Source organism: Alcaligenes sp. RM2 (assembly GCF_052931795.1).
In genome coordinates, this window is record NZ_JBRFIO010000001.1 from 870,438 (window position 1) to 896,135 (window position 25,698).

Annotated in this window: 24 protein-coding genes; 20 read left to right on the plus strand and 4 right to left on the minus strand. The window is 56.4% G+C overall.

Annotated elements, in window-relative coordinates:
* The first annotated feature begins 32 nt into the window (after positions 1-32).
* The 5 genes from folC (at position 33) to ACU6HM_RS04005 (ending at position 5,776) form a co-directional block, all read left to right on the plus strand.
* On the plus strand, positions 33-1,424 hold the full coding sequence (gene folC, locus ACU6HM_RS03985) for a bifunctional tetrahydrofolate synthase/dihydrofolate synthase (RefSeq protein ID WP_446763360.1): 1,392 nt from the start codon (positions 33-35) through the stop codon (positions 1,422-1,424).
* Positions 1,425-1,462: 38 nt separating this feature from the next.
* Positions 1,463-2,305, plus strand: coding sequence for an SPOR domain-containing protein (locus ACU6HM_RS03990; RefSeq protein ID WP_250755741.1), 843 nt, complete (start codon positions 1,463-1,465; stop codon positions 2,303-2,305).
* Positions 2,302-2,790, plus strand: coding sequence for a CvpA family protein (locus ACU6HM_RS03995; protein ID WP_009457028.1), 489 nt, complete (start codon positions 2,302-2,304; stop codon positions 2,788-2,790). Before ACU6HM_RS03990 ends, ACU6HM_RS03995 begins: the two co-directional genes overlap by 4 nt.
* A gap of 23 nt (positions 2,791-2,813) precedes the next feature.
* Positions 2,814-4,298 carry an amidophosphoribosyltransferase gene (gene purF, locus ACU6HM_RS04000; RefSeq protein WP_009457026.1) on the plus strand — a complete coding sequence of 495 codons (1,485 nt, stop codon included), beginning with the start codon at positions 2,814-2,816 and terminating at the stop codon, positions 4,296-4,298.
* Between the two features lie 260 nt (positions 4,299-4,558).
* Entirely contained in the window at positions 4,559-5,776 is a 1,218-nt protein-coding gene (locus ACU6HM_RS04005; RefSeq protein WP_254499180.1) for a serine hydrolase domain-containing protein, read from the plus strand.
* 66 nt (positions 5,777-5,842) lie between these two features.
* On the opposite strand, the gene ACU6HM_RS04010 is transcribed toward ACU6HM_RS04005, so the two are convergent.
* The 4 genes from ACU6HM_RS04010 to map are packed head-to-tail and all read right to left on the minus strand — an operon-like array spanning position 5,843 to position 10,447.
* Positions 5,843-6,343 carry a disulfide bond formation protein B gene (locus ACU6HM_RS04010; protein ID WP_250755738.1) on the minus strand — a complete coding sequence of 167 codons (501 nt, stop codon included), beginning with the start codon at positions 6,341-6,343 and terminating at the stop codon, positions 5,843-5,845.
* Between the two features lie 4 nt (positions 6,344-6,347).
* Positions 6,348-7,061 (minus strand): MarC family protein, encoded by a 714-nt coding sequence (locus ACU6HM_RS04015; RefSeq protein WP_009457020.1) that lies wholly within the window; start codon positions 7,059-7,061, stop codon positions 6,348-6,350.
* Positions 7,061-9,640 (minus strand): [protein-PII] uridylyltransferase, encoded by a 2,580-nt coding sequence (locus tag ACU6HM_RS04020; protein ID WP_021446551.1) that lies wholly within the window; start codon positions 9,638-9,640, stop codon positions 7,061-7,063. Before ACU6HM_RS04020 ends, ACU6HM_RS04015 begins: the two co-directional genes overlap by 1 nt.
* A gap of 3 nt (positions 9,641-9,643) precedes the next feature.
* Complete coding sequence (gene map / locus ACU6HM_RS04025; RefSeq protein ID WP_009457018.1) at positions 9,644-10,447, minus strand: type I methionyl aminopeptidase; 804 nt, start codon at positions 10,445-10,447, stop codon at positions 9,644-9,646.
* A gap of 609 nt (positions 10,448-11,056) precedes the next feature.
* Here map and rpsB point away from each other — a divergent pair.
* From rpsB to rnhB, 15 genes are all read left to right on the plus strand, one after another.
* Positions 11,057-11,806: a 30S ribosomal protein S2 gene (gene rpsB / locus ACU6HM_RS04030; protein WP_021446553.1), complete on the plus strand. Its 750-nt coding sequence runs from the start codon at positions 11,057-11,059 to the stop codon at positions 11,804-11,806.
* A gap of 111 nt (positions 11,807-11,917) precedes the next feature.
* Entirely contained in the window at positions 11,918-12,796 is an 879-nt protein-coding gene (gene tsf, locus ACU6HM_RS04035; protein WP_009457016.1) for a translation elongation factor Ts, read from the plus strand.
* Positions 12,797-12,889: 93 nt separating this feature from the next.
* The gene (gene pyrH / locus ACU6HM_RS04040) at positions 12,890-13,606 is read left to right on the plus strand and encodes a UMP kinase (protein ID WP_003799741.1); all 717 of its coding nucleotides are present in this window, start codon (positions 12,890-12,892) and stop codon (positions 13,604-13,606) included.
* A 19-nt stretch (positions 13,607-13,625) separates the two neighbouring features.
* Positions 13,626-14,186, plus strand: a complete 561-nt coding sequence (frr, locus tag ACU6HM_RS04045; RefSeq protein WP_009457015.1) for a ribosome recycling factor — start codon at positions 13,626-13,628, stop codon at positions 14,184-14,186.
* A 25-nt stretch (positions 14,187-14,211) separates the two neighbouring features.
* A complete protein-coding gene (gene uppS, locus ACU6HM_RS04050) occupies positions 14,212-14,976 on the plus strand; it encodes a polyprenyl diphosphate synthase (protein WP_035271876.1) in 765 nt (254 codons plus the stop codon).
* A gap of 13 nt (positions 14,977-14,989) precedes the next feature.
* Positions 14,990-15,844, plus strand: coding sequence for a phosphatidate cytidylyltransferase (locus tag ACU6HM_RS04055; protein ID WP_009457013.1), 855 nt, complete (start codon positions 14,990-14,992; stop codon positions 15,842-15,844).
* Between the two features lie 40 nt (positions 15,845-15,884).
* Positions 15,885-17,087, plus strand: a complete 1,203-nt coding sequence (locus tag ACU6HM_RS04060; RefSeq protein WP_250755736.1) for a 1-deoxy-D-xylulose-5-phosphate reductoisomerase — start codon at positions 15,885-15,887, stop codon at positions 17,085-17,087.
* 11 nt (positions 17,088-17,098) lie between these two features.
* Positions 17,099-18,421 carry an RIP metalloprotease RseP gene (gene rseP / locus ACU6HM_RS04065; protein WP_446763361.1) on the plus strand — a complete coding sequence of 441 codons (1,323 nt, stop codon included), beginning with the start codon at positions 17,099-17,101 and terminating at the stop codon, positions 18,419-18,421.
* A gap of 52 nt (positions 18,422-18,473) precedes the next feature.
* The gene (bamA, locus tag ACU6HM_RS04070; protein ID WP_009457011.1) at positions 18,474-20,816 is read left to right on the plus strand and encodes an outer membrane protein assembly factor BamA; all 2,343 of its coding nucleotides are present in this window, start codon (positions 18,474-18,476) and stop codon (positions 20,814-20,816) included.
* Between the two features lie 61 nt (positions 20,817-20,877).
* A complete protein-coding gene (locus tag ACU6HM_RS04075; protein ID WP_003799754.1) occupies positions 20,878-21,432 on the plus strand; it encodes an OmpH family outer membrane protein in 555 nt (184 codons plus the stop codon).
* A gap of 6 nt (positions 21,433-21,438) precedes the next feature.
* Complete coding sequence (gene lpxD / locus ACU6HM_RS04080; protein ID WP_250755732.1) at positions 21,439-22,572, plus strand: UDP-3-O-(3-hydroxymyristoyl)glucosamine N-acyltransferase; 1,134 nt, start codon at positions 21,439-21,441, stop codon at positions 22,570-22,572.
* Between the two features lie 12 nt (positions 22,573-22,584).
* Positions 22,585-23,040: a 3-hydroxyacyl-ACP dehydratase FabZ gene (fabZ, locus tag ACU6HM_RS04085; RefSeq protein ID WP_003799758.1), complete on the plus strand. Its 456-nt coding sequence runs from the start codon at positions 22,585-22,587 to the stop codon at positions 23,038-23,040.
* A gap of 3 nt (positions 23,041-23,043) precedes the next feature.
* Positions 23,044-23,832, plus strand: coding sequence for an acyl-ACP--UDP-N-acetylglucosamine O-acyltransferase (gene lpxA, locus ACU6HM_RS04090; RefSeq protein ID WP_250755730.1), 789 nt, complete (start codon positions 23,044-23,046; stop codon positions 23,830-23,832).
* A 77-nt stretch (positions 23,833-23,909) separates the two neighbouring features.
* Positions 23,910-25,091 carry a lipid-A-disaccharide synthase gene (lpxB, locus tag ACU6HM_RS04095; RefSeq protein WP_250757231.1) on the plus strand — a complete coding sequence of 394 codons (1,182 nt, stop codon included), beginning with the start codon at positions 23,910-23,912 and terminating at the stop codon, positions 25,089-25,091.
* A complete protein-coding gene (rnhB, locus tag ACU6HM_RS04100) occupies positions 25,088-25,693 on the plus strand; it encodes a ribonuclease HII (RefSeq protein WP_009454127.1) in 606 nt (201 codons plus the stop codon). Before lpxB ends, rnhB begins: the two co-directional genes overlap by 4 nt.
* The last annotated feature ends 5 nt before the right edge of the window (positions 25,694-25,698 follow it).

A 25,698-nucleotide genomic window follows, 5' to 3' on the forward strand; every position in this document is an offset into this window, starting at 1 on the left:
CTGCCGTTTTTATTTTGTAATTGGTGTTGTCCATGACTCATCCTGTTCTGAAAGCCGACTCCTCGCTGAGTGACTGGCTGTCCTATCTGGAAACTTTGCATCCCTCGGCCATTGATCTGGGCCTGGGCCGGATTCGCGAGGTTGCTCAACGTCTGAACATCAAACTGGATTCTGTCGTCATTACGGTGGGGGGCACCAACGGCAAAGGTTCGACCTGCGCCATGCTGGAAGCGATTTTGCTGGCCGCCGCGTACAAGGTAGGCGTGTACGCCTCTCCGCATCTGGTGCGCTATAACGAACGCATTCGCTTGAATGGCGAGATGGCCGAAGATGCGCAGATCACGGCGCAATTTGCCCGTATCAACGAAGCTCGTGGCGATCTGACCCTGACTTATTTTGAATTTTCCACGCTGGCTGCCTTGTTGCTGTTCCAGGAGCAGCGTGTTGATGTCGCGGTGCTGGAAGTGGGCCTGGGTGGTCGCCTCGATGCCGTCAACATCATTGATGCGGACTGTTCCATCATTACCAGCATTGATATCGACCATGCTGAGTACCTGGGCAATACCCGTGAACAGGTGGCCTGGGAGAAAGCCCATATTTTCCGTGCCGATCGTCCTGCGATTTGTGCCGACCCCGTGCCACCACAGACCATGCTGGATTACGCCAAGGAAATTGGTGCCCAATTGTGGCTGTTTGGCAAAGATTTCAACTATTCCGGCGACCGTCAGCAATGGGCTTACGGTGGCCGCAATCAGCGCCGCGCTGCCCTGGCTTACCCGGCCTTGCGTGGAGCGAATCAGCTGCTGAATGCTTCTGCGGCATTAGCTGCGCTGGAGTCGCTGCACCCACGTTTGGCTGTGCCTGCGCAAGCTGTACGTGCCGGCTTGCTGCGTGCTCACATGCCTGGCCGCTTCCAGATTCAACCTGGCCAGCCTTGTGTGATTTTTGACGTGGCCCACAATCCCCATGCGGCGGCTGCCTTGGCGCAGAACCTGGACAATATGCCGCCTTACCCCAAGACGATTGCCGTCGTGGGTATGTACAAGGACAAGGATGTGGACGGCGTGATCGCCCGCATGGCTACCCGTATCGACCACTGGATGTGTGCCAGTCTGGAAGGCCCACGCAGCATGTCGGGTGAAGAATTGGCCAATCATGTACGCGCTGTTCTGGCCAGTGGTCAGACGCCTGATGATGTGTTGGCACCCGAGGCCGAATCCGGCTCGCATCGCCCAGGTGTTCGGCCGGTTGCCCGCGCTTCGGTCAGTAAAGCGTCAGCGGTCGTATCCAGTTACAACAGTCCTCAGCTCGCTTACGAGGCGGCGTTAAAAGAGGCCAGTGACAATGATAGAATTGTCGTGTTTGGCTCGTTTGCGACAGTAGGACCAATACTTGAAGCCGCAAACGACCGTTCATCTTCCTGAATATCAGTAAGACTGCTTATTTCATAGGTCTAGGGCTCATGGGTTTATTTTCACGTAACGATACTTCCTCATCGTCGGGTCGCCGCGGCAGTGCTTCCAGCGATTCACAATTATCGGAACTGCGTGGACGGGCTCGCCGCCGTCTGATCGGTGCGCTGGCTCTGGTTCTGGCCGTCGTCGTGCTGGTGCCCATGCTGACCGCCGACAAGACCCCACCTGAGCCCGAGCAGTCTTTGGCCCTGGGGCCCATCGGTCAGACAACGGGGCAGGGCACGGTGCAGACTCGTCCTGGCGAGCTGGTGGTGCAAGAAGGCACGCCTGCTCCTGTCATCGAACAACCTGACGAGCCGCTGGTCACTGATCCTTCCACCAGTACCGACGGTGGTCTGGCCGTGGTCAATCCCGGTCTGGAAACTGATCCTGCTCCTGTCACGACACCTAGCACTCCCGCTGCGCCGCCGCCCGTGACCACACGTCCAGAGCCGCCCAAGCCGGTTGAGAAGCCCAAGCCTGTCGAAAAACCCAAGCCAAGCCCAGCGCCTGCACAAAATGGCCGTACCGATGACGGCTCCTACGCGCTGGCCCTGCTGGAAGGCCGTGTACCGAGTAAACCAGCCCCTGCTGCTGCTAAACCGGCTACGCAACAAGGCAACTTCATTTTGCAGATTGTCGCCTATTCCAACCAGAACGATGCCCAGTCGCGTCGTGATCAGCTGGTATCGGCCGGTGTGACCAATGCCTATGTAGAGACGGCACAAAGTGGTGGCAAGCCAACCTATCGTTTGCGTGTGGGGCCATTCCCCACCCGTGAAGCGGCTCAGGCAGCCCAGGCCCGCTTGCGCTCGCTCGGTTACGAGAACAGTTTTATCTCGGCTAAGTGAGCAGCTTCGACTATATCGTCCTTGGAATTGTGGGTGTATCAGGCCTTCTGGGCCTGATACGCGGATTGATCAAGGAAGTTCTTTCGCTCAGCGCCTATTTGCTGGCCTTCATGGCCGCAATCTGGTGGGGGCCACGCACATCAGGCTGGATACAAGTCTGGGTAGAAAACGGCTTATTACGTACGGCTTTGGCCTACGGAGCCGTTTTTTTTATGGTCTTGCTGCTGGTGGGCCTGTTGAACATGCTGTTGGCCAGCTTGATCGAGCAAACGGGTTTGACGCCCGCCGATCATGGCTTGGGCGGCCTGTTCGGACTGGCTCGCGGGGTGCTGCTGGTGCTGATTCTGGTCATCCTGGCCGGGCATACCGATTTACCTAAGGAACCGTGGTGGGAGCAGGCCAAGCTGGCCGAGCCTGCGATCCGCGCGGTGCAGTCGATTAAGGCCATGCTGCCGCCGTCTCTGGCAGAATGGCTGCCTTATTGAGAACACACTAACGGGAACCAATCATGTGTGGAGTTGTAGGGGTTGTTGCGCGCAGCCCTGTAAATCAGTTGATCTATGACAGTTTGCTCTTGCTGCAGCACCGCGGGCAGGATGCAGCGGGGCTGGCGACCTGGCACGACCAGTTCTTCAGCATGCACAAGGCATTTGGCCTGGTGCGGGACGTATTCCGTACCCGCAACATGCGCTCCTTGCCGGGCAATAGCGGTATTGGCCATGTGCGTTACCCCACGGCAGGCTCCAGCCAGAGCGTGGAGGAGGCACAGCCGTTTTACGTCAACGCCCCATTTGGTCTGAGCTTTGTGCACAACGGCAATCTGACCAATTGGCGTGAGCTGCGTGAAGAACTGTTCACCATTGATCGTCGCCACATCAATACCAACTCGGATTCCGAGGTTCTGTTGAATGTGTATGCCCACGAGCTGCAACGCGCTGCCACGGGTCCTGAGCTGACTCAGGACGAAGTGTTTGAAGCCGTCGCTGCTGTGCACCGCCGTGCGCGTGGGGCTTATGCGGTAGTCTCGCAAATCGCCAATTTCGGTCTGGTGGCTTTCCGTGATCCGAACGGGATTCGTCCTTTGTGCCTGGGTCGTAATGTGACGCCCAAGGGTGAAGAATGGATGATTGCTTCCGAGTCCGTTGCCTTGACCGGTTGCGGCTTCGAGCTGGTCCGCGACGTTGAGCCCGGCGAGGCCATCATTGTGGATCTGGACGGTAATCTCAGCAGCCGCCAGTGCGCCGAGAACCCGCGCCTGAATCCCTGTGTCTTTGAGTATGTGTACTTCGCCCGCCCCGATTCCACCGTTGATGGTGTGTCGGTTTACGACGCCCGTTTGCTAATGGGGGAGTACTTGGCCGAGAACGTCGCCAAGAACCTGCGTCTGGCCGATATCGATGTGGTCATGCCTATCCCTGACTCGGCGCGTCCTTCGGCCATGCAGTTGGCAGCACATTTGAACCTGAACTACCGCGAAGGCTTCATCAAGAACCGCTACGTGGGCCGCACCTTTATCATGCCCGGTCAGGAAGTGCGCAAGAAGTCGGTGCGTCAGAAACTGAGTGCTATTCCCATGGAATTCCGCGGCAAGAACGTGCTGCTGGTGGATGACTCCATCGTGCGTGGCACAACGAGCCGCCAGATTGTGGATATGGCCCGTGCCGCGGGTGCGAACAAGGTGTTCTTTGCTTCGGCAGCGCCACCGGTCCGCTTTCCGAACGTGTACGGCATCGACATGCCTACGGTTTCCGAGCTGATCGCCACAGGTCGTGATGTGGATCAGGTTGCCAAGGAAATTGGTGTGGATGGCCTGGTTTATCAGGACCTGCACGATCTGGAGCAATCCCTGCGTGACTTGAACCCACGCTTTGCCGGCTTTGAGTCCTCCTGCTTTAGCGGCGAGTACGTTACGGGGGATGTGGACGAGGCGTATCTGAATCTGTTGGCAGAAGGCCGCAAAAATGGTCGTGAAGTGCCTGATGTAACGGACTGATAGCTTGATCTTGTGCCTGATTGGAAAAACCCGCTTTTATGGCGGGTTTTTTTGAATTTATGATTGCGGGGTGGTTTTGGATATTTTATTTTCAGGCTTTAATTATCAGCCTCTTATATAAATTAAACCTATTATTTTTTTATTTTTGATGATTTTATAATCTACGAATTAATTTCATATCATTTAATAATCGGCTTATATTTTCTTTGCTTCTTTCGATAAATCATGCGCCTTGGTGCGCATTCTATCTGGAATCAAAGATGAAAAATCCAAGTAAAGATAGCGAGTCTGATCAGGCATTAACAGATCCTGATCCCACTGAGCAGATTCCAGTCAGTATTCAATCTGGTATCGAATTTCCTGCCTTGCATCATTTGCTGGAGCAGGCCCTGGAGCAAAACCGGGTGATGGGTGCCGTGGTGCTGGTGGCTTACCAAGGTGAACTGATATTTCGTTTTAGTGGTGGTTGGGCGAATAAGGAGCTGGCCCAAGCCATGCATGAAGATACGGTCTTCAGTTTGGGGTCCTTGAGCAAGACAATCAGTTCCTGGCTGGCCTTGCGTTTGATTGAGCGGGGACTGCTTTCTTTGAAAGATAGGATCACGCGCTATCTTCCCCATTTCGGCCCCAGTTTCAATTCTATTTGCCCACCTATTTCCATTCATCAATTGCTGACTCACACATCGGGGCTTAGTTATCGTTTTATTGATGGTGAGCAGAGTGCCTACGCTCACGCCCAGGTAAGTGATGGGCTGGATGATCCAGAGCTGAGCTGGCAAGAGAATTTTCGACGTATTTGCTCCGTACCACTACGTTTTGCACCGGGTACGGGCTGGCGTTACTCCTTGGGAGTGGATGTGGTGGGGCAGGCTTTGCAAATTGCTTCGGGACGGGGCTTGTCGGAGTTACTGGAGGACAGCATTAGTCGTCCCTTGGGCTTGAGACATTGTTCCTTTTACAAGCACGATGATTTTCAGATGGCCATGTCGTATCAAAATCATGAGACTTGCTTGACGCGGGTGGATGGTGCGTTGGATCTGGGTATCGGCGTGCTGCGGTTTGATGAGCAGAGCCTGTCACAGCGCTCCAGGCCGATCTATGCGGGGGCATCCATGCTTGGGTCCGGGGCAGATTTGATGCGCATACTTCTGGCTTTGCGAAATGGGAGTTTGCTTTCCAAACCGTATTGCGAAGCGCTGTTTACCGATCATGTGCCATATTCTGCCAAATGCATGTGGCCAAATTGGGGCTATACCTACGGGGCCGCCATTTCACGACAGCCGCCTGAGCGGACCATGCCGATGTCTGCTGGAAGCTTGCAGTGGGTCGGTGCATTCGGGCAGAAGTGGATGTTTGATCGACAGCAGGATCTCATCATTGTCAGCATGACCAATACCGCTCCAGAGGGCCTGTTTGGTGCATTTCCGGATCAGGTTCGTGATGCTGTTTATACCGATTTGGGTTTGATGCCTGATTGAGCGGGATGGAACAAAAAAGCCCTGCTGGAAGGCAGGGCTTCACGGCTGTAGTGGCTGCCCAGGCGCTCAGGCCCCTCGTCGCTTGAACAGCGTCAGCAACAAACCCAGGCCCAGGATCACAAATAGCGCCAAGCTCCAGTAAGCGTATTCAATCCCCAGCAAAGGTTGGCGTGCATCCATGCAGGAGGCATAAATACCAAATAGCCAAGGCAAGCCGCTTTCCAGGCCGGACTGGGTGATGAAGCGATCGGCAAAGGTCTGGTCGCAGCTGAACAGGTGCTGCGCGACCGATACCTGGTACCAGGCAGCCAGAATGCCACCTACTGAGGTAGCCAGACCCAGCAAGCTGGCGACGGTAGAGCTGCGCTGATGCCCCAGTTGACGCAACACACCAGCAACCAGGCTGAATACGCCCAACACAATGAAAATCAGGCGTTGCAGGACGCACCAGGCGCAAGGTGGGATGCTGAATACATGCTGGGAAAGCAGTGCAATGCCTACGCCGGAAAAGGCGAGCAGGGTGATCAGGTAGTAGGGTGCAGCGGACTGGCGGGAGGATGCGGCCATGGTATCAAGAGGAACTTAAAGAATGAAAGGTAGATGCTTCGTGCAGCAAACCCAGGAAAAGTTCATGGAAACCGGCCCAGGTAATCTGCACGCCCAGGCATAAGAGAATAAAGGCGGACAGGCGCATCACGACAGCCGTGCCATTTTTACCCAGTTTGTACAGGAATTGCGATGCAAAACGTAAGGCCAGAAACACGATAAAACTGGCCGCAGCAATAGCTGGCAGCGCGCCAGCCAGCTTGCTCATGGTGCCGGTGACCGAGTTGTCATGCAAGGTCGCCCCTACCGTCAGTGCTGCAGACAAGGAGCCGGGGCCGCAGAGCATGGGGAAGGTCAGGGGGTAGAAGGCTTTGGAGCGAATCTGTTCCCAGGAGTAGGACTCGGCCATGTTCTGGGCGTGCGCCGCATCAAAGTCCGAGGCGTTGATCAATCGCCAGGCCGTGCCTATGACCAGCAAGCCCCCGCCAATACGAATGATGGGCAGGGAAATGCCAAAGAAATTCAGCACGATATTGCCCGCCACCATGGCAATGGCCAGCATGATGAAAATATTGATGGCGACTTTCTTGGCAAGGCGGGCACGGTCAGGCACGCTGGCGCCTTCGGTCAGGGTCAGAAAGATGGGGGCAGCCGCAGGCGGGTTCAGCATGGGCAATAGCGTCGCCAATGCAAACAGGAAGCTGCGGCTGACATCAGCAAATACGGAGGAGATTTCCATTAAGACGGGGTGGCTTGTTGAGAGAGGGCTAAACGTACATCGCGCTCCAGGCGCAATTGATTACGGTTTTGTTCCAGTGCGGCACCACTCAGGATAAAGACGTCTTCCACGCGGTCGCCCAAGGTCATGACTTTGGCGGAGCGTAGCTGCACGTCGTGGTGCTCGAATACTTGGGCGAGACTGTACAACAAACCGCGCCGGTCTGTGGCACTTAGCGTCAAAATCCAGTCCTGACCCTGTTCATCCTGGCGCAGGTCCACGGTGGGTTGAATGGGGAAGACGCGGGCCCGGCGGGAGCGTATGTCGCGGTAGTGGTCGTGGGGGTGCTCGTTGGGGAGCCAATCCTGCTGGAGTGCCTGGCACAGCTCGGTTTCGATCAGCAAGGGATCGCGTCGCAGGGCGTGATCGTAGGTGGGCAGCATCACGACAAAGCTGTCCAGTGCCCAGCCGTGGCGAGTCGTGTAAATGCGTGCGTCCTGGATGCTGACGGCCTGGCTGTCAAAGTAGCGACAGATGCGCAAGAACAGGCGGCTGGCGTCCTTGGTGTAGACCAGCACTTGCAGCGCATCGGTTTGTCCGGCGGGACGTATGCGCACCACCGGTGTCGGGCTGTGAGACTGGTGGTAGAGCTGGATGGTATGCCAGGCGATTTCGCTGGCGTCGTGGCGCAGGAAATAGGGCTTGTCCAACCATTGCCAGAAGTCCTCGCGAGCTTCGTCCAGCAGACCGGCCAGGCGAATTTCGCCAGCGGCGTCACGCTTGCGTTGATCCAGTACGGACACGCCATCCTTGGCCTGCCGTCCCAAAGCTGCCAGTGACAGCTTGTACAGGTCTTCCAGCAGCTTGCCTTTCCAGGAGTTCCATACCGTTGGGCTGGTGGCCCGAATGTCGGCGACAGTCAGCAGGTACAGGGCAGTCAGGCGGCGTTCCGTACCTACGGTCTGCAGAAACTGGAAAATGACATTCGGGTCGCTCAAATCGCGTTTCTGAGCCACTTGCGACATGGTCAGGTGCTCGCGCACCAAAAACACCACCAGTTCTGCGTCTACCGGCATCAAGCCGTGATCCTGGCAAAATGCCAAGGCGTCCTGCGCACCCAGCTCGGAGTGGTTGCCGCCGCGTCCCTTGGCAATGTCGTGAAAGAGGGCGGCAATATACAGTAGCCAGTGGCGATCAAAACCGCTCATCAGCTGATTGGCCATGGATAGCTCTTCGCTGTGCTCGGCCATGGTGAAGCGGCGTAGATTGCGTATGACCTTTAGCGTGTGCTCGTCTACGGTGTAAGCGTGAAACAGGTCGTGCTGCATTTGTCCGACGACGCGTCGAAATACCGGCAAATAGCGTGGCAGCAGGTTCAGCAGATTCATCAGCCGCAAGGTATGCACGATGCCTTTGTTCTGCTGCAGGATTTCCAGAAACAGACGTCGATTCCGGGGCTCGGCCCGGAACTTGGCATCGATCAGGCGGCGGGCGTGCCAGAGGGCTCGCAAGGTGTCGGCTTTCAGGCCACGCAGATTGGGCTGTTGCTGCAAATGCAGCATGGCTACAAAAATCAAAGAGGGATCTTGCTCGAAGCCATCAGGCTGACGCAGTTCCAGCTGTCCATGATGAATCTGGAAGTGGCTGTCCAGAATCAGCGGTTCCTGATCGGTTTGCGGGAACAGGTGTTCCTCGATGCTGCGCATCAGGATCAGATTGAGCTGGCTGACAATCTTGGCGGCCCAGTAGTAACGCTGCATCAGCAGTTCGCTGGCGCGTCGGGTGGCCGTGGGTTGAAAACCGTAAATGTCAGCCAGACGTGGTTGCAGGTCAAACAGCAGTCTGTCTTCGGCGCGGCCAGTCAGTAGATGAAGCTCAATGCGCAGACGCTTGAAGGCTTCTTCCACGCGTTGCAGAGCTTTCAGCTCGGATTGCGTCAGTAGTTCGGATTGCGCGACATCCACCCAGCTGCGTCCCAAACCGGCTGCCCGTGCCATCCAGAGCAGCACCTGCAGGTCGCGCAAGGCGCCAGGAGACTCTTTGCAATTGGGTTCCAGGGAGTAGGGGGTGTCTTGCAGATGCGCATGACGCTGCTGCTGTTCGGCCTGTTTGGCCAGGAAGAAAGCCTGCGGGTCCAGCTGGCTTTGCAGTTGCTGTTGGGCATGGCGTAGCAGCAATCGGGAACCCGCCAGCCAACGGCTTTCCAGCAAGGCGGTTTCGGTGGTGATGTCCTGGCTGGCTTGTTCCAGGCATTGGGCGGGCGTGGCCACATTATGGCTGGGAGCCAGACCTATATCCCACAAGGCGGCGACCAGAGCCTGAATTCGGTCTATATCCTCTGCATTGGGCTCGCGCTGCAACAGGATCAGCAAGTCCACATCCGAATGCGGATACAGCTCCCCGCGACCATACCCCCCCAAGGCCGCCAGGCTGGCTTGGCGGGGCAGGGGGTAACGGACCAGAAGTTCACGCAGACCTTGGTCGCAAATCTGGCACAGGCTTTTGAGCAGGCGATCGCAATGCAGGTCTTGTCTGAAGCGCTCGTAGGCCCTGGCCCGGCGGCAAGCAATTCTGTCGCGAAGCTGGGCCAGGAAAGACATGGTTCAGGCCTTGTTGATGATGGCTGGAGGGGCAGGCATGCCGGGCGAGACGGTCAGCACTTCGTAGCCGGTATCGGTTACCAGCACCGCGTGCTCCCATTGGGCCGACAGGCTGTGGTCGCGTGTCACCACGGTCCATTGGTCAGCCAGCGTGCGCAGTTCGCGACGACCGGCGTTGATCATGGGCTCGATGGTGAAAATCATGCCGGGTTCCAGTTTTACGCCGGTGCCGGGTTTGCCGTAGTGCAGCACTTGCGGATCCTGGTGAAACTTCTGGCCCACACCATGGCCGCAGTATTCGCGCACAACGGAAAAACCTTGTTTTTCAGCGTGTTGCTGAATGGCGTGGCCGACATCACCCAGGGTGGCGCCGGGTTTGACTTGATCAATACCCAGCCACATGCATTCGTAGGTGGTTTCAGTCAGGCGGCGGGCCAGGATGCTGGGCTCGCCCACGTAGTACATACGGCTGGTGTCGCCAAACCAGCCGTCTTGAATAATGGTGACGTCCATATTCAGAATGTCGCCATTTTTCAACACTTTATCGCCGGGGATGCCGTGACAGATGACGTGGTTGACGGAGGTGCAAATAGAGCCTGGAAAGGGTGGGTAGCCAGGAGGCGCGTAGCCTACGGTGGCAGATTTGACCCCCAGTTCATTGATGCGCTCCATGCACAGGCGATCCAGTTCGCCGGTCGTGACACCTGCTTTGACAAAGGGAGTCAGGTAATCAAGGATGGATGCCGCGGTCTGGCAAGCAGCGCGCATTTTTTCGAGATCAGTGGGGTCTGTGACGAGAATACTCATAGCAACTTGAACAGGTCTATTGAAAAATAGTAGAATTATAGGCTTTTGTGAATTTTGCAGTTACGCTCCGTCCCGTTTGGGGGGATCATGTGTCGCGGAACACCGCGCCAAATCTGGGCTTTCCTGGTTTGACCAGTTTTTCTTGGGCCGCCTGAATTTTCAGGCTGGATGAGCCAAGCCAGGCATCAGGAAATCGTGCCCCAAGATTGGAAGAAGCCTCGGGCCATGGCCCGTCAGCAAAAACACGCAGAATTCACAACACATACAGGGTCAACACGATGACAAGCGTTGCGAAAGCAACAGGGCAGCAGCCCGGTTCTTGTTCAAGTGATGCTGACCAAGCAATCCTCTAGGATACACCTGCGAACAGTACCCTGTATGCAGGCGGTAGCCAGAAAAGTTTCAGGCTCGGGCCCGGATGGCAGATATCTTGTCTGCCTGCAGGCGTGAGTCCGTTGCAGTGCAGGCGTTCGCTCATGCTGGGCAACGTTTTTATGTTTTAAGTTGTAAATCGCGTGACTGTCCGTCTCGGGGTGTCTGGAATGCAGCACAGGCTGCGGCCCTTACCGGATACCGGGCAGTTACAAGACCAAACCCTTGGAGAACTTTATGTCTTTAATGCGTGAAATGCTGGAAGCTGGTGTGCACTTTGGCCACCAAACCCGTTACTGGAACCCCAAGATGGCTCCGTTCATCTTCGGCCAGCGTAACAACATCCACATCATCAACCTGGAAAAAACGGTTGTTCAGTACGAAGAAGCAACCAAATTCGTGCGTCAACTGGCTGCCCGTGGTGGCAACGTGCTGTTTGTAGGCACCAAGCGCGCTGCTCGCGAACTGGTGGCTGCTGAGGCTGAACGTTGCGGCATGCCTTACGTCGACAGCCGCTGGTTGGGTGGCATGATGACCAACTTCAAAACGGTCAAGACTTCCATCAAGCGTCTGAAAGAAATGGAAGCTCAGATGGCTGAAGGTCGTCTGGAAACCATGAGCAAGAAAGAAGCCTTGATGTTCGAACGCGAACTGGAAAAGCTGAACAAGGCCATCGGCGGTATCAAGGACATGAACAACCTGCCTGACGCCCTGTTCGTGATCGACGTTGGCTACCACAAGATTGCCGTGGCTGAAGCCCGCACTCTGGGTATCCCTGTGGTGGCCGTGGTTGACACCAACCACTCGCCAGAAGGTCTGGATTACGTGATCCCTGGTAACGATGACTCGGCCAAGGCTATCGCTCTGTACGCCCGTGGCATGGCTGACGCCGTGCTGGCTGGCCGCGAACAGAACCTGAACGGTCTGGTTGAAGAAATCGCCGCTGACGAAGAGTTCGTCGAAGTTCAGGCTGACACCCAGGAGTAACAGGCTCACCGCTGTCTGCCAGACACCATCAGTTGTCATGGCAGACAGCTACAGTGATCCTTCGTATCGCCCCGGCTTGCCGGGGCATGTTCTACAGAATTGGAGAAAACCGTGGCTCAAATCACCGCATCGATGGTTAAAGAATTGCGCGAGAAAACCGACGCGCCCATGATGGAATGCAAAAAAGCACTGACCGAAGCCGACGGCGATATGGCACGTGCTGAAGAAATCTTGCGCGTGAAGCTGGGCAGCAAGGCTAGCAAAGCAGCTACCCGCGTTACCGCTGAAGGTCTGGTTTCTGTTTACATCGCTGACGATGCCAAGACCGGCTCCGTAGTTGAAGTTAACTGCGAAACCGACTTTGTTGCCAAGAACGATGACTTCATCGGCTTTATCAACGACGTCGCCCAACTGGTCGCCAAGAACAACCCGGCAGATCTGGCCGCTTTGGCTGAACTGCCACTGGCCGACAGCAATGTCGAGACCGTGCGCGCTGCTCTGGTTGGCAAAATTGGTGAAAACATCTCTATCCGTCGCTTCCAGCGCTACGAAACAGCCGGCCAACTGGCCAGCTACGTTCACGGTGGCAAGATCGGCGTATTGGTTGATTTCGCCGGTGGTGACGAAGAAGTGGGTAAAGACCTGGCCATGCACATCGCCGCGACTCGTCCTAAAGCCATGGACGCTTCGGGTGTTGACGCTGCCGAGATCGAAGCCGAGCGCTCCGTGGCTGCTCAGAAAGCCGCTGAATCGGGCAAGCCTGCTGACATCGTCACCAAAATGGTTGACGGCGCTGTTGCCAAGTTCCTGAAAGAAGTGACTCTGTTGAGCCAGCCTTTCGTCAAGAACGACAAGCAAAGCGTGCAGCAAATGCTGGACGAGAAAAAAGCATCGATCGCTGGCTTTACCCTGTACGTTGTGGGTGAAGGCATTGAGAAGCGTGTTGAAGATTTCGCCGCTGAGGTAGCTGCCGCTGCCGGTCAAGCCTAATCTAGCTTGTTTTTTCAGGGCAGGCACCGTAGTGGCGGTGCCTGCCCTGCTGCTTTACACTCTCTTCTGTCTTCGTCACTTGGAATCCCACCCATGACTACCCCTCATTACAAACGTGTTCTGTTGAAGCTCTCCGGCGAAGCGCTGATGGGCGAGGACTCGTTCGGTATTAATCGCAGCACAATCATTCGCATGACGGAGGAGATCGCCCAGGTTGCCCAGTTGGGGGTACAGCTGGCTATCGTGATTGGCGGGGGCAATATCTTTCGCGGCATCGCTCCAGGTGCCCAGGGCATGGATCGTGCGACAGCCGACTACATGGGCATGATGGCTACCGTCATGAATGCGCTGGCCTTGCAAGATGCCTTGAAGCACCGTGGCCTGGATGCCCGTGTGCAATCTGCCCTGAATATTGAGCAGGTCGTAGAGCCTTACATTCGTCCCAAGGCACTGCGTTACCTGGAAGAAAACAAAGTTGTTATTTTTGCAGCCGGTACGGGCAACCCGTTCTTTACCACCGATACGGCAGCAGCCTTGCGCGGCGCCGAAGTGGGTGCGGAAATCGTACTGAAAGCGACCAAAGTCGACGGCATCTACAGTGCCGATCCCAATAAAGACCCAGGTGCGACGCGTTACTCGCGTATCAGCTTTGATGAGGCTATCGTACGCCGTCTGGAAGTGATGGACGCGACCGCCTTTGCCTTGTGTCGCGATCAGAAACTGCCGATCAAAGTGTTCTCCATCAACAAGCCCGGCGCCCTGACGCGCGCGGTCTCTGGTGAAGATGAAGGCACCCTGGTTCACGTTTAAAGTTATAGGAATTTAGTCCATGAGTCTTTCCGAGATTAAAGCATCGACCGACAGCCGGATGGGTAAGTCCCTCGAGTCTCTCAAGACAGGCCTGGCCAAAATTCGCACTGGCCGTGCTACTGCAGGCTTGCTCGATCACATTCAGGTTGAGTACTACGGCTCCATGGTGCCGGTCAGCCAGGTGGGCAACATCACGGTGGTGGATGCTCGCACGCTGAACGTGCAAGTGTGGGAAAAGCATATGGCTGGCCCGATTGAAAAAGCCATTCGTGACAACGAGTTGGGTCTGAACCCCATCTCGATGGGCGAGAGCATTCGTGTGCCCATGCCTGCGCTGACCGAAGAGCGCCGTCGCGATCTGGCCAAAGTGGTGCGTGGCGAAGGCGAAGATGCCAAGGTCGCCATTCGCAACCTGCGTCGTGACGCCAATGACACGCTTAAAAAGCAAGTCAAGGACAAGGAAATCTCCGAGGACGACGAGCGTCGCGCCCAGGACGAAATCCAGAAGCTGACCGACAAGTATGTGGCTGAAGTCGACAAGCTGATCGCCCAGAAAGAAGCCGAGATCATGACGGTCTAACGGCTTTTGCACAGGTGGCTAGGTGATTTCTTTCAGTTCTACCCAAACTATTCCGGAACACGGTCAGGTTCCTGGCCACCTGGCGATTGTCATGGACGGCAATGGACGATGGGCAACCCGTCGTCTTTTGCCACGCACGGCAGGGCACTTGCGTGGTGTGCAAACCGTCCGGCGTATTGTCGAGGCCTGTGGCGAGCTCGGCGTGCGTTATTTGACCCTGTTTGCTTTCAGCTCCGAGAACTGGCGACGCCCTCCTGAAGAGGTGTCTCTGTTGATGGGGCTGTTCGTCAAGATGCTGCAAAAAGAAGTGGCAACACTGAAAAAAAACGGCGTCCGACTTCATATTATTGGTGAGCTATCCGCATTTAGCGAAGAATTGCGCGGGCTGATTGCCGATGCAGAAGAACAAACGCGTGATAACGACACCTTGCATTTGACGATTGCCGCCAATTACGGTGGTCGTTGGGATATTTTGCAGGCGACCCGAAAGGCCTTGGCTGCCAATCCCCATTTGGTCGATCATCCTGAACAACTGGATGAGGCCATGTTCAGTCCCTATTTGGCGATGTCTTACGCCCCCGAACCGGATCTGTTCATCCGCACGGGCGGAGAGCGCCGCATTTCCAATTTTTTGATCTGGCAGATGGCCTATACCGAACTGTACTTTACAGACGCGTACTGGCCGGATTTTGACCGGGCGCAGCTGGAGCAGGCCTTCGAGTGGTATCGTGGGCGCGAGCGGCGCTTTGGGCGCACCAGTGCCCAGGTGCAGGGTAGCCCCGCGCCTTGACGGAGCCTTATCTATGTTGAAACAACGAGTCATCACCGCCCTGATCCTGCTGGTCATTCTGGGCGCGGCCATGCTTGCCCCCGTGCGCTGGCCATTGCTGGCTATTTTTGTCCTGATGAGTACGCTGGCTTGCTGGGAATGGGAGCGCCTGAGTTTGACCCAGGAGCAGCAGCGTTGGGCCTGGCCCCTGGCCATGCTCAACGGTGCCTTGATGCTGTGGCTAAGCGTGCACTGGTATCACACCGGCCCGCAAGGGCAGGCGGCCGATTTGGTCTACCGTGGTCTGGTGCCCCTGATGGCGGTCTTGTGGGTCGTCGGCGCTACCGGGCTGGTGCTGCAAGCTCAGGCCACACAGCGTGCGCAAGGGGTCTTGCTCAGCGTGATGGGTGTACTGGCTCCTTTGGTTGCCTGGGCCAGCCTGTATCTGTTCCTGCATACGCAGGGCATTGTCTATGTGCTCTCCTTGCTGGTCCTGATCTGGGTGGCAGACATCGCTGCTTATTTCGCTGGACGTGCCTTCGGTAAAGCCAAGCTGGCCCCGCGTGTTAGCCCTGGCAAGACCTGGGCTGGAGCGCTCGGTGGTATGGTTGCCGCTGCTGCATGGATGTTGATCAGCGCAAATTGGGCCGGCAGTTTCGGTGCCGATGTGCAGCAGCGCTGGGGCTGGGTCGCCACGGCTGCTTTGGGCCTTGCGCTGGCGGCTCTGTCTATCGTGGGTGACTTGTTCGAGTCCCTGCTCAAGCGTCGTGCCGCTGTTAAAGATTCCAGTCAATTATTGCCCGGTCATGGTGGGGTGTACGACCGTATCGACGCCTTGCTGCCGGTTGCTCCCGTGGCCTTGCTGCTAAGTGGGGCGTGGCTCTTTTAGTCCTGCGTGGATTCAAAGTGTTTGCGTCAAGGAAGAACTCATGAGTTTCCAGCATGTATGTGTGTTAGGGGCCACTGGCTCTATTGGTATCAGCACACTGGATGTGATTGCTCGTCATCCCGATCGGATGGCGGTTTATGCCGTGAGCGGCCACACTCGCATGGAGCTGTTGGCCGAGCAAGCTCGTAACAGCGCAGCCCGTGTTGTCCTCGTGCCGGATGAAGCTGCGCGTAGCCGCTTTCTGGCCGCGTGGCAGGGCGGTGCCTTGCCAGAGATTCGGGTAGGTGCTCAGGCGCTGGCCGACACGGCTGCCGATCCGCAAGTCACTACTGTCATGGCCGCGATTATCGGCGCCGCAGGTTTGCCCTCGGCCCTGGCCGCTGCACGTGCTGGCAAGCGTGTGCTGCTGGCTAATAAAGAGGCGCTGGTTGCCGCAGGTCGTATCTTCATGCAAGCCGTGCAAGAGGGTGGGGCGCAGTTGATGCCCATTGACTCTGAGCACAGCGCCATCTACCAATGCCTGGCGGGTGAGCTGCCGCCAGAACCCGGTCAGCCAGTTGCGGCTCTGCGCCGTCTTCTGGTAACCGCTTCCGGTGGACCTTTCCGCTCGCGCAATCTGTCCGAGCTGGAGGGAGTGACCCCCGAGCAGGCCTGCGCGCATCCTAACTGGAGCATGGGCCGCAAAATTTCGGTGGACTCGGCCACCATGCTGAATAAAGGTCTGGAAGTAATCGAGGCGCATTGGCTGTTTTCAGTGCCTGTTGACCAGATTGATGTGGTGGTGCATCCGCAAAGTGTGATTCACTCCATGGTCGAGTACATAGACGGTTCCGTCATGGCGCAATTGGGTCAGCCTGACATGCGTACGGCGATTGCCTACGGTCTGGGCTTTCCGGAGCGTTTGTATAGCGGCGTAGGCTTGCTGGATCTGGCCACAATGGGACGTCTGGATTTTGAGCAGCCCGATTTTCTGCGTTTCCCCTGTTTGCGACTGGCCTATGATGCCTTGCGCAGCAGTCAGGCCGCCTGCGTAACCTTGAACGCCGCCAATGAAATCGCCGTAGACCGCTTCCTGGAGCGGCAGATTGGCTATACTCAGATTCCGGCTGTGATCGAGCATTGTCTGGACAAGCTCAATGGCCGTGCCAGCCAGGCCTTGGATGCTCTGGACGGGGTCTTGGAGCTCGATAGCGAAACCCGTTCGCTGGCGCTGGATTACTGTCGAAGCTCTGCGCGTATTTAACAGGACTTAACATGCTCTTTACCGTGCTGGCTTTCTTGGTGGCGTTGGGCGTGCTGGTGACCTTTCACGAGCTGGGCCACTACTGGGTGGCCCGTCGTTGCGGGGTACGGGTAGAGCGGTTTTCGATTGGTTTTGGCAAGGTGTTGTACCGCCGTTCTGACAAGAATGGCACCGAATGGGCCGTCTCGGCCTTGCCCTTGGGCGGCTACGTCGCCATGCAAAATGATCCGCCTGCTCATGCCACGCAGGCGCAGATCGACGAATCTTTCAACCACAAACCCCTGCGACAACGCGCCGCGATTGTGCTGGCCGGCCCGATGGCCAACCTGATTCTGGCCGTGGTGATCTATGCCTTTGTGGGCTTGCTGGGTACTCAAGAGCCTATTGCGCAAATTGGCCCTGTTCCAGAAGGGACACCCGCCGCACAAGCTGGGTTCGAGGCTGGAGATCGCCTGATCTCTGTCGATGGCAAGCCGGTGGACTCCTGGTTGCAGGCGCGTTGGGCCTTTATGGATGCCTTGTCCTCGGGTGGCGAGCTGGAAGTGGGCGTCAAGGACCCGTTTGGACAGGAAAAAAATCGTTACTTGAGATTACCGGCGGGCGAGATTTTGCCAGACGGGCAGGACTTGATGGCCCAGGCAGGATTGATGCTGCGTCCGGCGCGATCCATCGTCCAAGAGGTATTTAAAGATACGGCAGCCGAACAGGCAGGCCTGCGGGAGGGTGACCTTATTATCCGGCTGGATGATTTGATCGAGCCCGGGATCACGGCTTTCGTTCAAAAGGTGCAACAATCCGCAGGCAAGACACTGGAGCTTGACGTGCTGCGGGACGGCGAAATTCAACGCCTGCTCCTCGCTCCTGAAGGTGATGCCAATGCGCAGGGGCGTATCGGTGCAAAAGTGGCTATGGATATGCCCATGACACTGGTGCGTTATGGGCCGATCGAGAGCGTGGAACGCGGATTTACCCGTACCGGGCAGACCTTCTGGTTCTCTTTGAAGATGATCGGGCGCATGATTACGGGGGAAGTCTCTGTACGTAATGTCAGCGGGCCGGTTACTATTGCGGATTATGCGGGCCAGACAGCACGTATTGGCTTGATCGCCTACCTGAATTTCCTGGCCTTGATCAGTATTAGCATCGGTTTACTGAATTTGTTGCCCGTACCTATGTTGGACGGGGGACATCTACTGTACTATGCCATCGAAGCTGTGCGCGGCAAGCCCGCTTCGGAGCGTATGATGCTTGTCGGTCAGCGCCTGGGCCTGGCCTTGTTGGCCCTGCTGATGAGTATTGCTTTTTTTAATGACATCACCCGCCTTTTCAGTTGAGGGCGGGTGGCATACAATTTCCAACCATTTGACCGACCAAGGATTGTCCAGGATGTCGTTTAGCCGGAAACCTACTTTTGCGTTGCGTGTTCTGCCCGTATTGGTGGCAAGTCTGCTTGCTCCCGCCTTGGCGAATGCATTTGCACCGTTTGTCGTGCGCGATATTCAAGTCAACGGCATCCAGCGGGTCGACCCCGGCGCCGTGTTCTCGTCCTTGCCTGTCAAGGTCGGTGAGTCCTTCTCGGAAGAGCAGGCCGCAGACGCGATTCAGCGTTTGTACGCCACAGGCTTTTTCAGCGACGTGCAAATTGACACCAGCACCAATGTGCTGATCGTCAACGTCAAAGAGCGCCCAACCATCGCGTCGGTGTCCTTTAATGGCATGCGCGAGTTCGATGCGAAGAATATTACCAACTCCCTGGCTCAGGTAGGCTTTGGAGAAGGCCGGGTTTTTGACCGTTCCATGCTGGAACGTGCCGAATTCGAGCTGAAACAACAATACCTGTCCAAGGGCAAGTACGGTGTGGAAATCACGCCCATCATCACGCCCTTGCCACGTAACCGCGTCGGTGTCAGCTTTGACATCTTTGAAGGCGGTCTGGCCAAGATCAAGGAAATCCGCATCGTCGGTACGGAAGCCGTCTCGCAAGGTGACTTGCTCGATCAGATGGAACTGACGACTTCGGGCATGATGACCTGGTACACCGGTACCGATAAGTACTCCCGCGAGAAGCTGGAAGGCGATATGGAGCGCATCCGCTCCTACTACCTGAATCGCGGCTTTCTGGAGTACTCCGCCGAGGCTCCTCAGGTTTCGATTTCCCCGGATCGCAAAGATATTTTCATCACCTTGACCATCCACGAAGGCCAGCCCTACAAACTGAGCAGTGTCAAGCTGGCGGGTGATCTGCTGGGTCTGGAGGACAAGATCCAGCCTCTGGTGCAGCAGAAAGAAGGCGAGGTCTTCTCCTCGGACAAAACCAGCGCCACTGTGAAATCGATTACCGAATACCTGGGTGGCTTGGGTTATGCGTTTGCCAATGCCAACCCGAATCCGGTTCTGGATCGCGAAAATCACACGGCTGACTTGACCTTCTACGTCGATCCCGGTCGTCGCGTGTATGTGCGTCGTATCGAGGTGGGCGGAAACGTCCGTACCCGTGATGAAGTGGTACGTCGTGAAATGCGTCAGCAAGAAGCGGCCTGGTATGACTCGGACGCCATCAAGTTCTCGCGTGACCGTATTGACCGTCTGGGCTACTTCAATGAAGTGGACGTGAACACCAAGCCTGTGCCTGGTTCGCCTGACCAGGTCGACGTAAACGTGGACGTGAAAGAAAAGCCCACCGGCTTGGTTAACCTGGGTATTGGTTACGGCTCCACTGACAAGTTGATGTTGTCGGCAGGTATCAGCCAGGACAACATCTTCGGTAGCGGTAATAGTCTGTCCTTGCAGGTCAATACCAGTAAGGTGAACCGTGCGGCGGTGATCAGCCACACCAATCCTTTCTGGACGGGTGACGGCATCAGCAAAACCACCTCGATTTACTACCGTCGTACCACGCCTTACCAGTCCAATGATGGTTGGGGTGATTACCAGAACACCGCCATTGGTGCGGGCTTGAACTTTGGCGTGCCTATTTCCGAGTACGACCGTATTTTCATGGGTGTGAACTTTGAGCAGAACAAGCTCTCACGCCTGAGCCCCCAGTACACGCCACGTGCCTATCAGGATTATGTGAACGAGTACGGTGAGCGCACCAATACGTTTATTTTTAATCTGGGTTGGTCCAAAGATACCCGTGACAGCGCGATTGCTCCCAACAAGGGTAGCCTGACCAGCTTGTCGGCGGATATGGGTACCGTGGACCTGCGCTACTACATGCTGCGCGCCAGCCACCAGCACTACATTCCATTGGGTCGTGCGTATACATTGGCTCTGAATGGTGCCATTGACTATGGTCGCAGCATTGGTGGCAAGACCTTCCCGGTCATCAAGAACGTATACGCCGGTGGTATCGGTTCGGTACGTGGCTATGAAGGCGCATCCTTGGGTGGTCGAGACACCTTGACCGGTGACTACCTGGGTGGTTCGCGTCGCATGATCGCCAACGCCCAGCTGTACCTGCCTTTCCCGGGCGCGTCACGTGACCGCACGTTACGTTGGTTCGTCTTTGCCGATGCCGGTAAGGTCGACAACACTAGCGGTGGTTGTGCAATGGGTCGCCCTGATCGTTTGTCGGAAGACCCATGCGGTTGGAAGTACGCTGCAGGTCTGGGCTTGTCGTGGGAATCCCCGCTCGGTCCTTTGCAGCTGTCCTACGGTCGCGCCTTGCGCGCCAAGGAAGGTGACGACAAACAAGCCTTCCAGTTCCAGATTGGTACCGCTTTCTGATGTTCGTGTTTAGTGGCACAATTGCACTATTCTGCAGCCTAATTAGCAAGGTAGATTTTTCATGAAGTCAAACATCGCATTAAAACTTACAAACATCGCCCGCAGCTTGTCGCGTGGCAATAAAGCGCTCGTTCTGGCTGCCGCGCTGGGTGTCGGCGCCATGACCGCTGCACCTGTTGTTCAGGCACAGACCAAAATCGGTTTTGTCAGCACAGAGCGTATCTTGCGTGATTCCAAGCCCGCCAAAGCTGCCCAGACCAAAATCGAAGCAGAATTCAAGCGTCGCGACGAAGAACTGGAGCGCATGGCCAACAACCTGCGTTCGCAAGCTCAGAAGTTCGACAAGGACGCTCCTGTTCTGTCCGAGTCTGACCGTGTGAAGCGTCAGCGTCAGCTGGCTGATCTGGATTCCGATTTGCAGCGCAAGCGTCGCGAATTCCAGGAAGACTTCAACCGTCGCCGCAACGAAGAGTTCTCGGCCATTGTTGAGCAGGCTGATGCCGCCATCAAGCGTATTGCTGACTCCCAAGGCTACGACCTGATCATTCAGGACGCCGTTACGGTTAGCCCACGTGTGGACATCACCGAGGAAGTTCTGAAAGCACTGGGCGGTTGATGCACTATGCCGGTATTGCTGAACGTTGATCAGGCTGTACAGCTGTCTGAACTTATAGACGCCATCAACAAGACCGGACTGGATTGCAAGCTGCCAGAAGGCATTAAAGAGCCTATGCCCCGGATTCGGGGCCTAGGCTCTTTGCTTTCTGCGGGCCCGGAGGAAATCAGCTTTCTGTCCAATCCCAAGATGCAGGATCTGCTGGAGCAGACCTCTGCTGCGGTGGTGATTCTGACGCCACAAGTCTATGAAGGTCTGGGCTTTGCACCGTCTTTTATCCCGGTTTTGTGCTCGCAACCTTATCTGATGTACGCGCTGCTGGCGCAACGTTTTGATCAGGTACGCATGGCGGATTTGCCTCAGGGCATTCATCCCAGTGCGGTGATTGATCCCAGCGCTGACTTGGGCGAAGGCGTGTCGGTCGGGCCATTCTGTGTGATCGAGGCCGGTGTCAAGATCGGACGGGGCACCCGTTTGGGCGCGCATTGCGTAATTGGCGCAGGCTCCACCTTGGGTCAGGACTGCTTGCTGCACGCACGTGTCACTCTTTACCATCAGGTGCATATTGGCGCACGCGCCATTCTGCATTCGGGTGTGGTGCTGGGCGCGGACGGTTTTGGTTTCGCACCGGATCCCGTGAAAGGGAAGGGGGCGTGGGCCAAGATCGCGCAGATCGGTCATGTACGTATTGGTGACGATGTTGAAATCGGTGCCAATACCACGGTGGATCGCGGCGCACTGGACGACACGGTGCTGGCCAACGGCGTCAAGCTTGATAACCAGATCATGATCGGTCATAACGTGCAGGTCGGTGAGCATACCGCCATGGCGGCGTGTGTGGGGGTGGCCGGCTCTACCCAGATCGGGGCACGTTGTACGATTGCCGGGGCAGCGATGCTCTCGGGACACCTGGTTCTGGGGGATGACGTGCACGTCTCTGGTGGTACGGCTGTCACTTCCAGCATCAGCCAGCCCGGACGTTATACCGGGGTTTATCCCTTTGCAGGACACCAGGACTGGCAGAAAAATGCTGCCGTGTTGGGACAATTGAGCGGTTTGCGCCGTCGCCTGCGTTCTTTGGAACGTCAGCAGGCGGATGGGGCAAATGAATCATCTGAACATATCAATAAACAAAAATAAGCAGGACAGGACATGGAACTCGACATTCGACAAATTATGGATCGCCTCCCTCATCGTTACCCGATGCTGTTGGTCGATCGCGTCTTGGAACTGGTGCCCGGCAAGAGCATCGTCGCCATTAAAAACGTGTCGATGAATGAACCCTTTTTTACAGGTCACTTTCCGCATATGCCGGTTATGCCTGGGGTCTTGATCATTGAAGCCATGGCTCAGGCAGCCGCACTGTTCTCTTTTACCGATCCCGAGGATCCGTACGCCAAAGTGGACAACAAACTGGCCTATTACCTGGTCGGTGTGGATGGCGCGCGTTTCCGCAAGCCCGTGATGCCAGGCGATCAGTTGCGTCTGGAAGTGACGGCTGACCGCATCAGCCGCGCTTTGTGCAAGTACACAGGCCGCGCCCTGGTCGATGGCCAAGTGGTTGCCGAAGCCAAAATTATGTGTGCTATCCGTCAATTGGAAGAATAGTTTATGCGTATTCATGAAACGGCCATCATCGAAGCAGGCGCTCAGCTTGCAGATGATGTCGAGGTCGGGCCTTACAGCATTATCGGGCCCAATGTCACGATGGGGGCGGGCACCAAAGTGGGCCCTCACTGCGTGATAGATGGCGTGACCACGATTGGTCGCAACAACCATTTCTACCGTTTCTGCTCCATCGGGGGCATGCCGCAGGACAAGAAGTACGCTGGAGAACCGACTCGCCTGGAAATCGGCGATGGCAATATGGTTCGTGAATACGTCACCATCAATACCGGCACGGTGCAGGATGTAGGCGTGACCCGTGTTGGCAATGACAACTGGATCATGGCTTACACCCACATTGCTCACGATTGCCAGATTGGCAATCACACGATTATTGCCAATAGCGTCCAGCTGGGCGGTCACGTACATATTGGCGATTGGGCCATTCTGGGCGGTTTGACTGCCGTGCACCAGTTCGGTCGTATCGGTGCGCACAGCATGATTGGTGGTACCAGCTCGGTGCGTCAGGATATCCCTCCTTACGTCATCGGTGCAGGCGATCCTTTCCGTCCTGTCGGTGTCAACAGTGAAGGCTTGGGCCGTCGCAACTTTTCGGCTGAAGCGATTTCGGCGGTGAAGGAAAGCTACAAGCTGCTGTATCGTCGCAAGCTGACGGTGGAGCAGGCGGTAGAGCAAATGCAAGCCTTGCAGGAAACGCAGCCTGACTGCCGTGCCGCGGTTCAGGTCATGATCGACTTCTTGAATGACTCCAGCCGGGGTATTTGCCGGCCATGAGCAGCGCCTCCAGCCTATTAGCGGCACGTTCAGACGGGTCGGGGCAAACAGGGGCCAAGCGGGATCTGCGTATAGGAATGGTGGCCGGGGAGCCGTCTGGCGACTTGCTGGCGGCTCGCATCATTCAAGGGCTGCGCCAAGGCAGTCCTGGCGTGCAGGTAGAAGGCATAGGCGGCCCCGAGATGGCCGCCCAGCAATTTCACCAATACTATCCTATGGACGCCTTGACGGTATTTGGTTACGTCGAGGCGCTCAAACGTATTCCGGGTCTGGTCTCCACCTATTTGGGCATGCGCAATCAATGGTTGCGGCAGCGTCCCGATGTGTTTGTGGGTATTGATGCCCCGGACTTCAATTTGCGCCTGGAGCATCGTTTGCGTCAGGCTGGTGTGCCTACGGTGCACTTTGTGGGGCCCTCGATCTGGGCCTGGCGCTACGAGCGTATCCACAAAATCCGCGAAGCGGTTTCCCATATGCTGGTGCTGTTTCCTTTCGAGACCGAGATCTACGAAAAGGAAGGCATTCCGGTGACCTATGTGGGCCATCCCTTGGCAGCGAATATCCCTTTGCAGCCGGACAAGGCCGACGCTCGTCGTCGCCTGGGTTTGCCCGAGACGGGTCGTATTCTGGGCGTGTTGCCTGGCAGCCGCTCCTCCGAGGTCAAGATGCTGTCGCCGCGCTTCTTGCAGGCCGTACAGATTTTGCAGGACCAGGACCCGGATCTGATGATTCTGGTGCCCATGGTCAATCCCAAGCGCCGTCAGGAATTTGAAGAGGCTCTGGTTCAGCATCCTATCCGTAACTTGCACATTATTGATGCCAACACAGCGGGTATTCGTCAGCCGGATTCGGAAGGAGTGGTCCGTCCACCCGCCTGGACGGTGATGGAGGCCAGTGACGCGGTGCTGGTGGCCAGCGGTACCGCCAGCCTGGAAACGGCCTTGTACAAGCGTCCTATGGTTATTTCGTATGTGCTCAGCCCCATGATGGAGCGCATCATACGTTGGAAGTCCGGCCAGGACAGACCGTATGTGCCTTGGGTGGGCTTGCCTAATGTGCTGGCTCGCGATTTTGTCGTGCCTGAACTACTGCAAGAAGATGCCGAACCCCAGAAGCTGGCGCAAGAGTGCTGGAAAGCCTTGAGCGATCAGGAGTATGTAGCTCATATCGAGCAGGTCTTTACCGAGATGCATTTGACCTTGCGTCGGGACACCCCCGCCTTGGCGGCTGAGGTCATTTTGAATATGGCGCGTGCATGAAGCAGCTGGATTTATTAGTCAGTGATGTCTCGGCAGGTTTGGTGGCGGGGCTGGATGAAGCAGGACGTGGTCCCTTGGCCGGTCCCGTTTTTGCCGCTGCCGTTATTCTGGACCCGAACAATCCCATTGAAGGCCTAAACGACTCCAAGAAGCTGACCGCCAAGCGACGTGAAGCCCTGGCTGTGTTGATCAAGGAAAGAGCCTTAGCCTGGGAAATTGCCAGTGCTACTGTGGCAGAAATTGATGACATCAATATCTTGCACGCCGCCATGCTGGCGATGCAGCGGGCCTGTAATGGCCTGAGCGTCAAACCGGAACAAGCCTTGGTGGATGGCAATCGCATTCCAGGCGGCCTTTGTTGTCCGGCAGAGGCCATCATTAAAGGCGACGCCAGCCATGCCGCCATTGCGGCCGCATCGATTTTGGCCAAAACAGCGCGGGATGCGGTCTGCCTGGAATTGCACCGAGACTATCCTGAATACGGTTTCGACCAGCATAAAGGCTACGGGACGGCCTTGCATTTGGATCGTTTGTCCCAGCACGGACCTTGTCCCGAGCATCGTCGAAGTTTCGCGCCGGTACGCGCATCTTTAGTTAGGTAAGTTGA

Bases quoted from the DNA above. Each gene is read 5' to 3' on its own strand.
- ACU6HM_RS03990 (WP_250755741.1), top strand. From the start codon at position 1,463: ATGGGTTTATTTTCACGTAACGATACTTCCTCATCGTCGGGTCGCCGC.
- ACU6HM_RS04055 (WP_009457013.1), top strand. From the start codon at position 14,990: ATGTTGAAACAACGAGTCATCACCGCCCTGATCCTGCTGGTCATTCTG.
- frr (WP_009457015.1), top strand. From the start codon at position 13,626: ATGAGTCTTTCCGAGATTAAAGCATCGACCGACAGCCGGATGGGTAAG.
- ACU6HM_RS04015 (WP_009457020.1), bottom strand. From the start codon at position 7,061: ATGGAAATCTCCTCCGTATTTGCTGATGTCAGCCGCAGCTTCCTGTTT.
- folC (WP_446763360.1), top strand. From the start codon at position 33: ATGACTCATCCTGTTCTGAAAGCCGACTCCTCGCTGAGTGACTGGCTG.
- bamA (WP_009457011.1), top strand. From the start codon at position 18,474: ATGTCGTTTAGCCGGAAACCTACTTTTGCGTTGCGTGTTCTGCCCGTA.
- ACU6HM_RS04020 (WP_021446551.1), bottom strand. From the start codon at position 9,640: ATGTCTTTCCTGGCCCAGCTTCGCGACAGAATTGCTTGCCGCCGGGCC.
- map (WP_009457018.1), bottom strand. From the start codon at position 10,447: ATGAGTATTCTCGTCACAGACCCCACTGATCTCGAAAAAATGCGCGCT.
- fabZ (WP_003799758.1), top strand. From the start codon at position 22,585: ATGGAACTCGACATTCGACAAATTATGGATCGCCTCCCTCATCGTTAC.
- ACU6HM_RS04010 (WP_250755738.1), bottom strand. From the start codon at position 6,343: ATGGCCGCATCCTCCCGCCAGTCCGCTGCACCCTACTACCTGATCACC.
- ACU6HM_RS04075 (WP_003799754.1), top strand. From the start codon at position 20,878: ATGAAGTCAAACATCGCATTAAAACTTACAAACATCGCCCGCAGCTTG.
- ACU6HM_RS04060 (WP_250755736.1), top strand. From the start codon at position 15,885: ATGAGTTTCCAGCATGTATGTGTGTTAGGGGCCACTGGCTCTATTGGT.
- purF (WP_009457026.1), top strand. From the start codon at position 2,814: ATGTGTGGAGTTGTAGGGGTTGTTGCGCGCAGCCCTGTAAATCAGTTG.
- rnhB (WP_009454127.1), top strand. From the start codon at position 25,088: ATGAAGCAGCTGGATTTATTAGTCAGTGATGTCTCGGCAGGTTTGGTG.
- rseP (WP_446763361.1), top strand. From the start codon at position 17,099: ATGCTCTTTACCGTGCTGGCTTTCTTGGTGGCGTTGGGCGTGCTGGTG.
- lpxB (WP_250757231.1), top strand. From the start codon at position 23,910: ATGGTGGCCGGGGAGCCGTCTGGCGACTTGCTGGCGGCTCGCATCATT.
- pyrH (WP_003799741.1), top strand. From the start codon at position 12,890: ATGACTACCCCTCATTACAAACGTGTTCTGTTGAAGCTCTCCGGCGAA.
- lpxD (WP_250755732.1), top strand. From the start codon at position 21,439: ATGCCGGTATTGCTGAACGTTGATCAGGCTGTACAGCTGTCTGAACTT.
- ACU6HM_RS04005 (WP_254499180.1), top strand. From the start codon at position 4,559: ATGAAAAATCCAAGTAAAGATAGCGAGTCTGATCAGGCATTAACAGAT.
- rpsB (WP_021446553.1), top strand. From the start codon at position 11,057: ATGTCTTTAATGCGTGAAATGCTGGAAGCTGGTGTGCACTTTGGCCAC.
- lpxA (WP_250755730.1), top strand. From the start codon at position 23,044: ATGCGTATTCATGAAACGGCCATCATCGAAGCAGGCGCTCAGCTTGCA.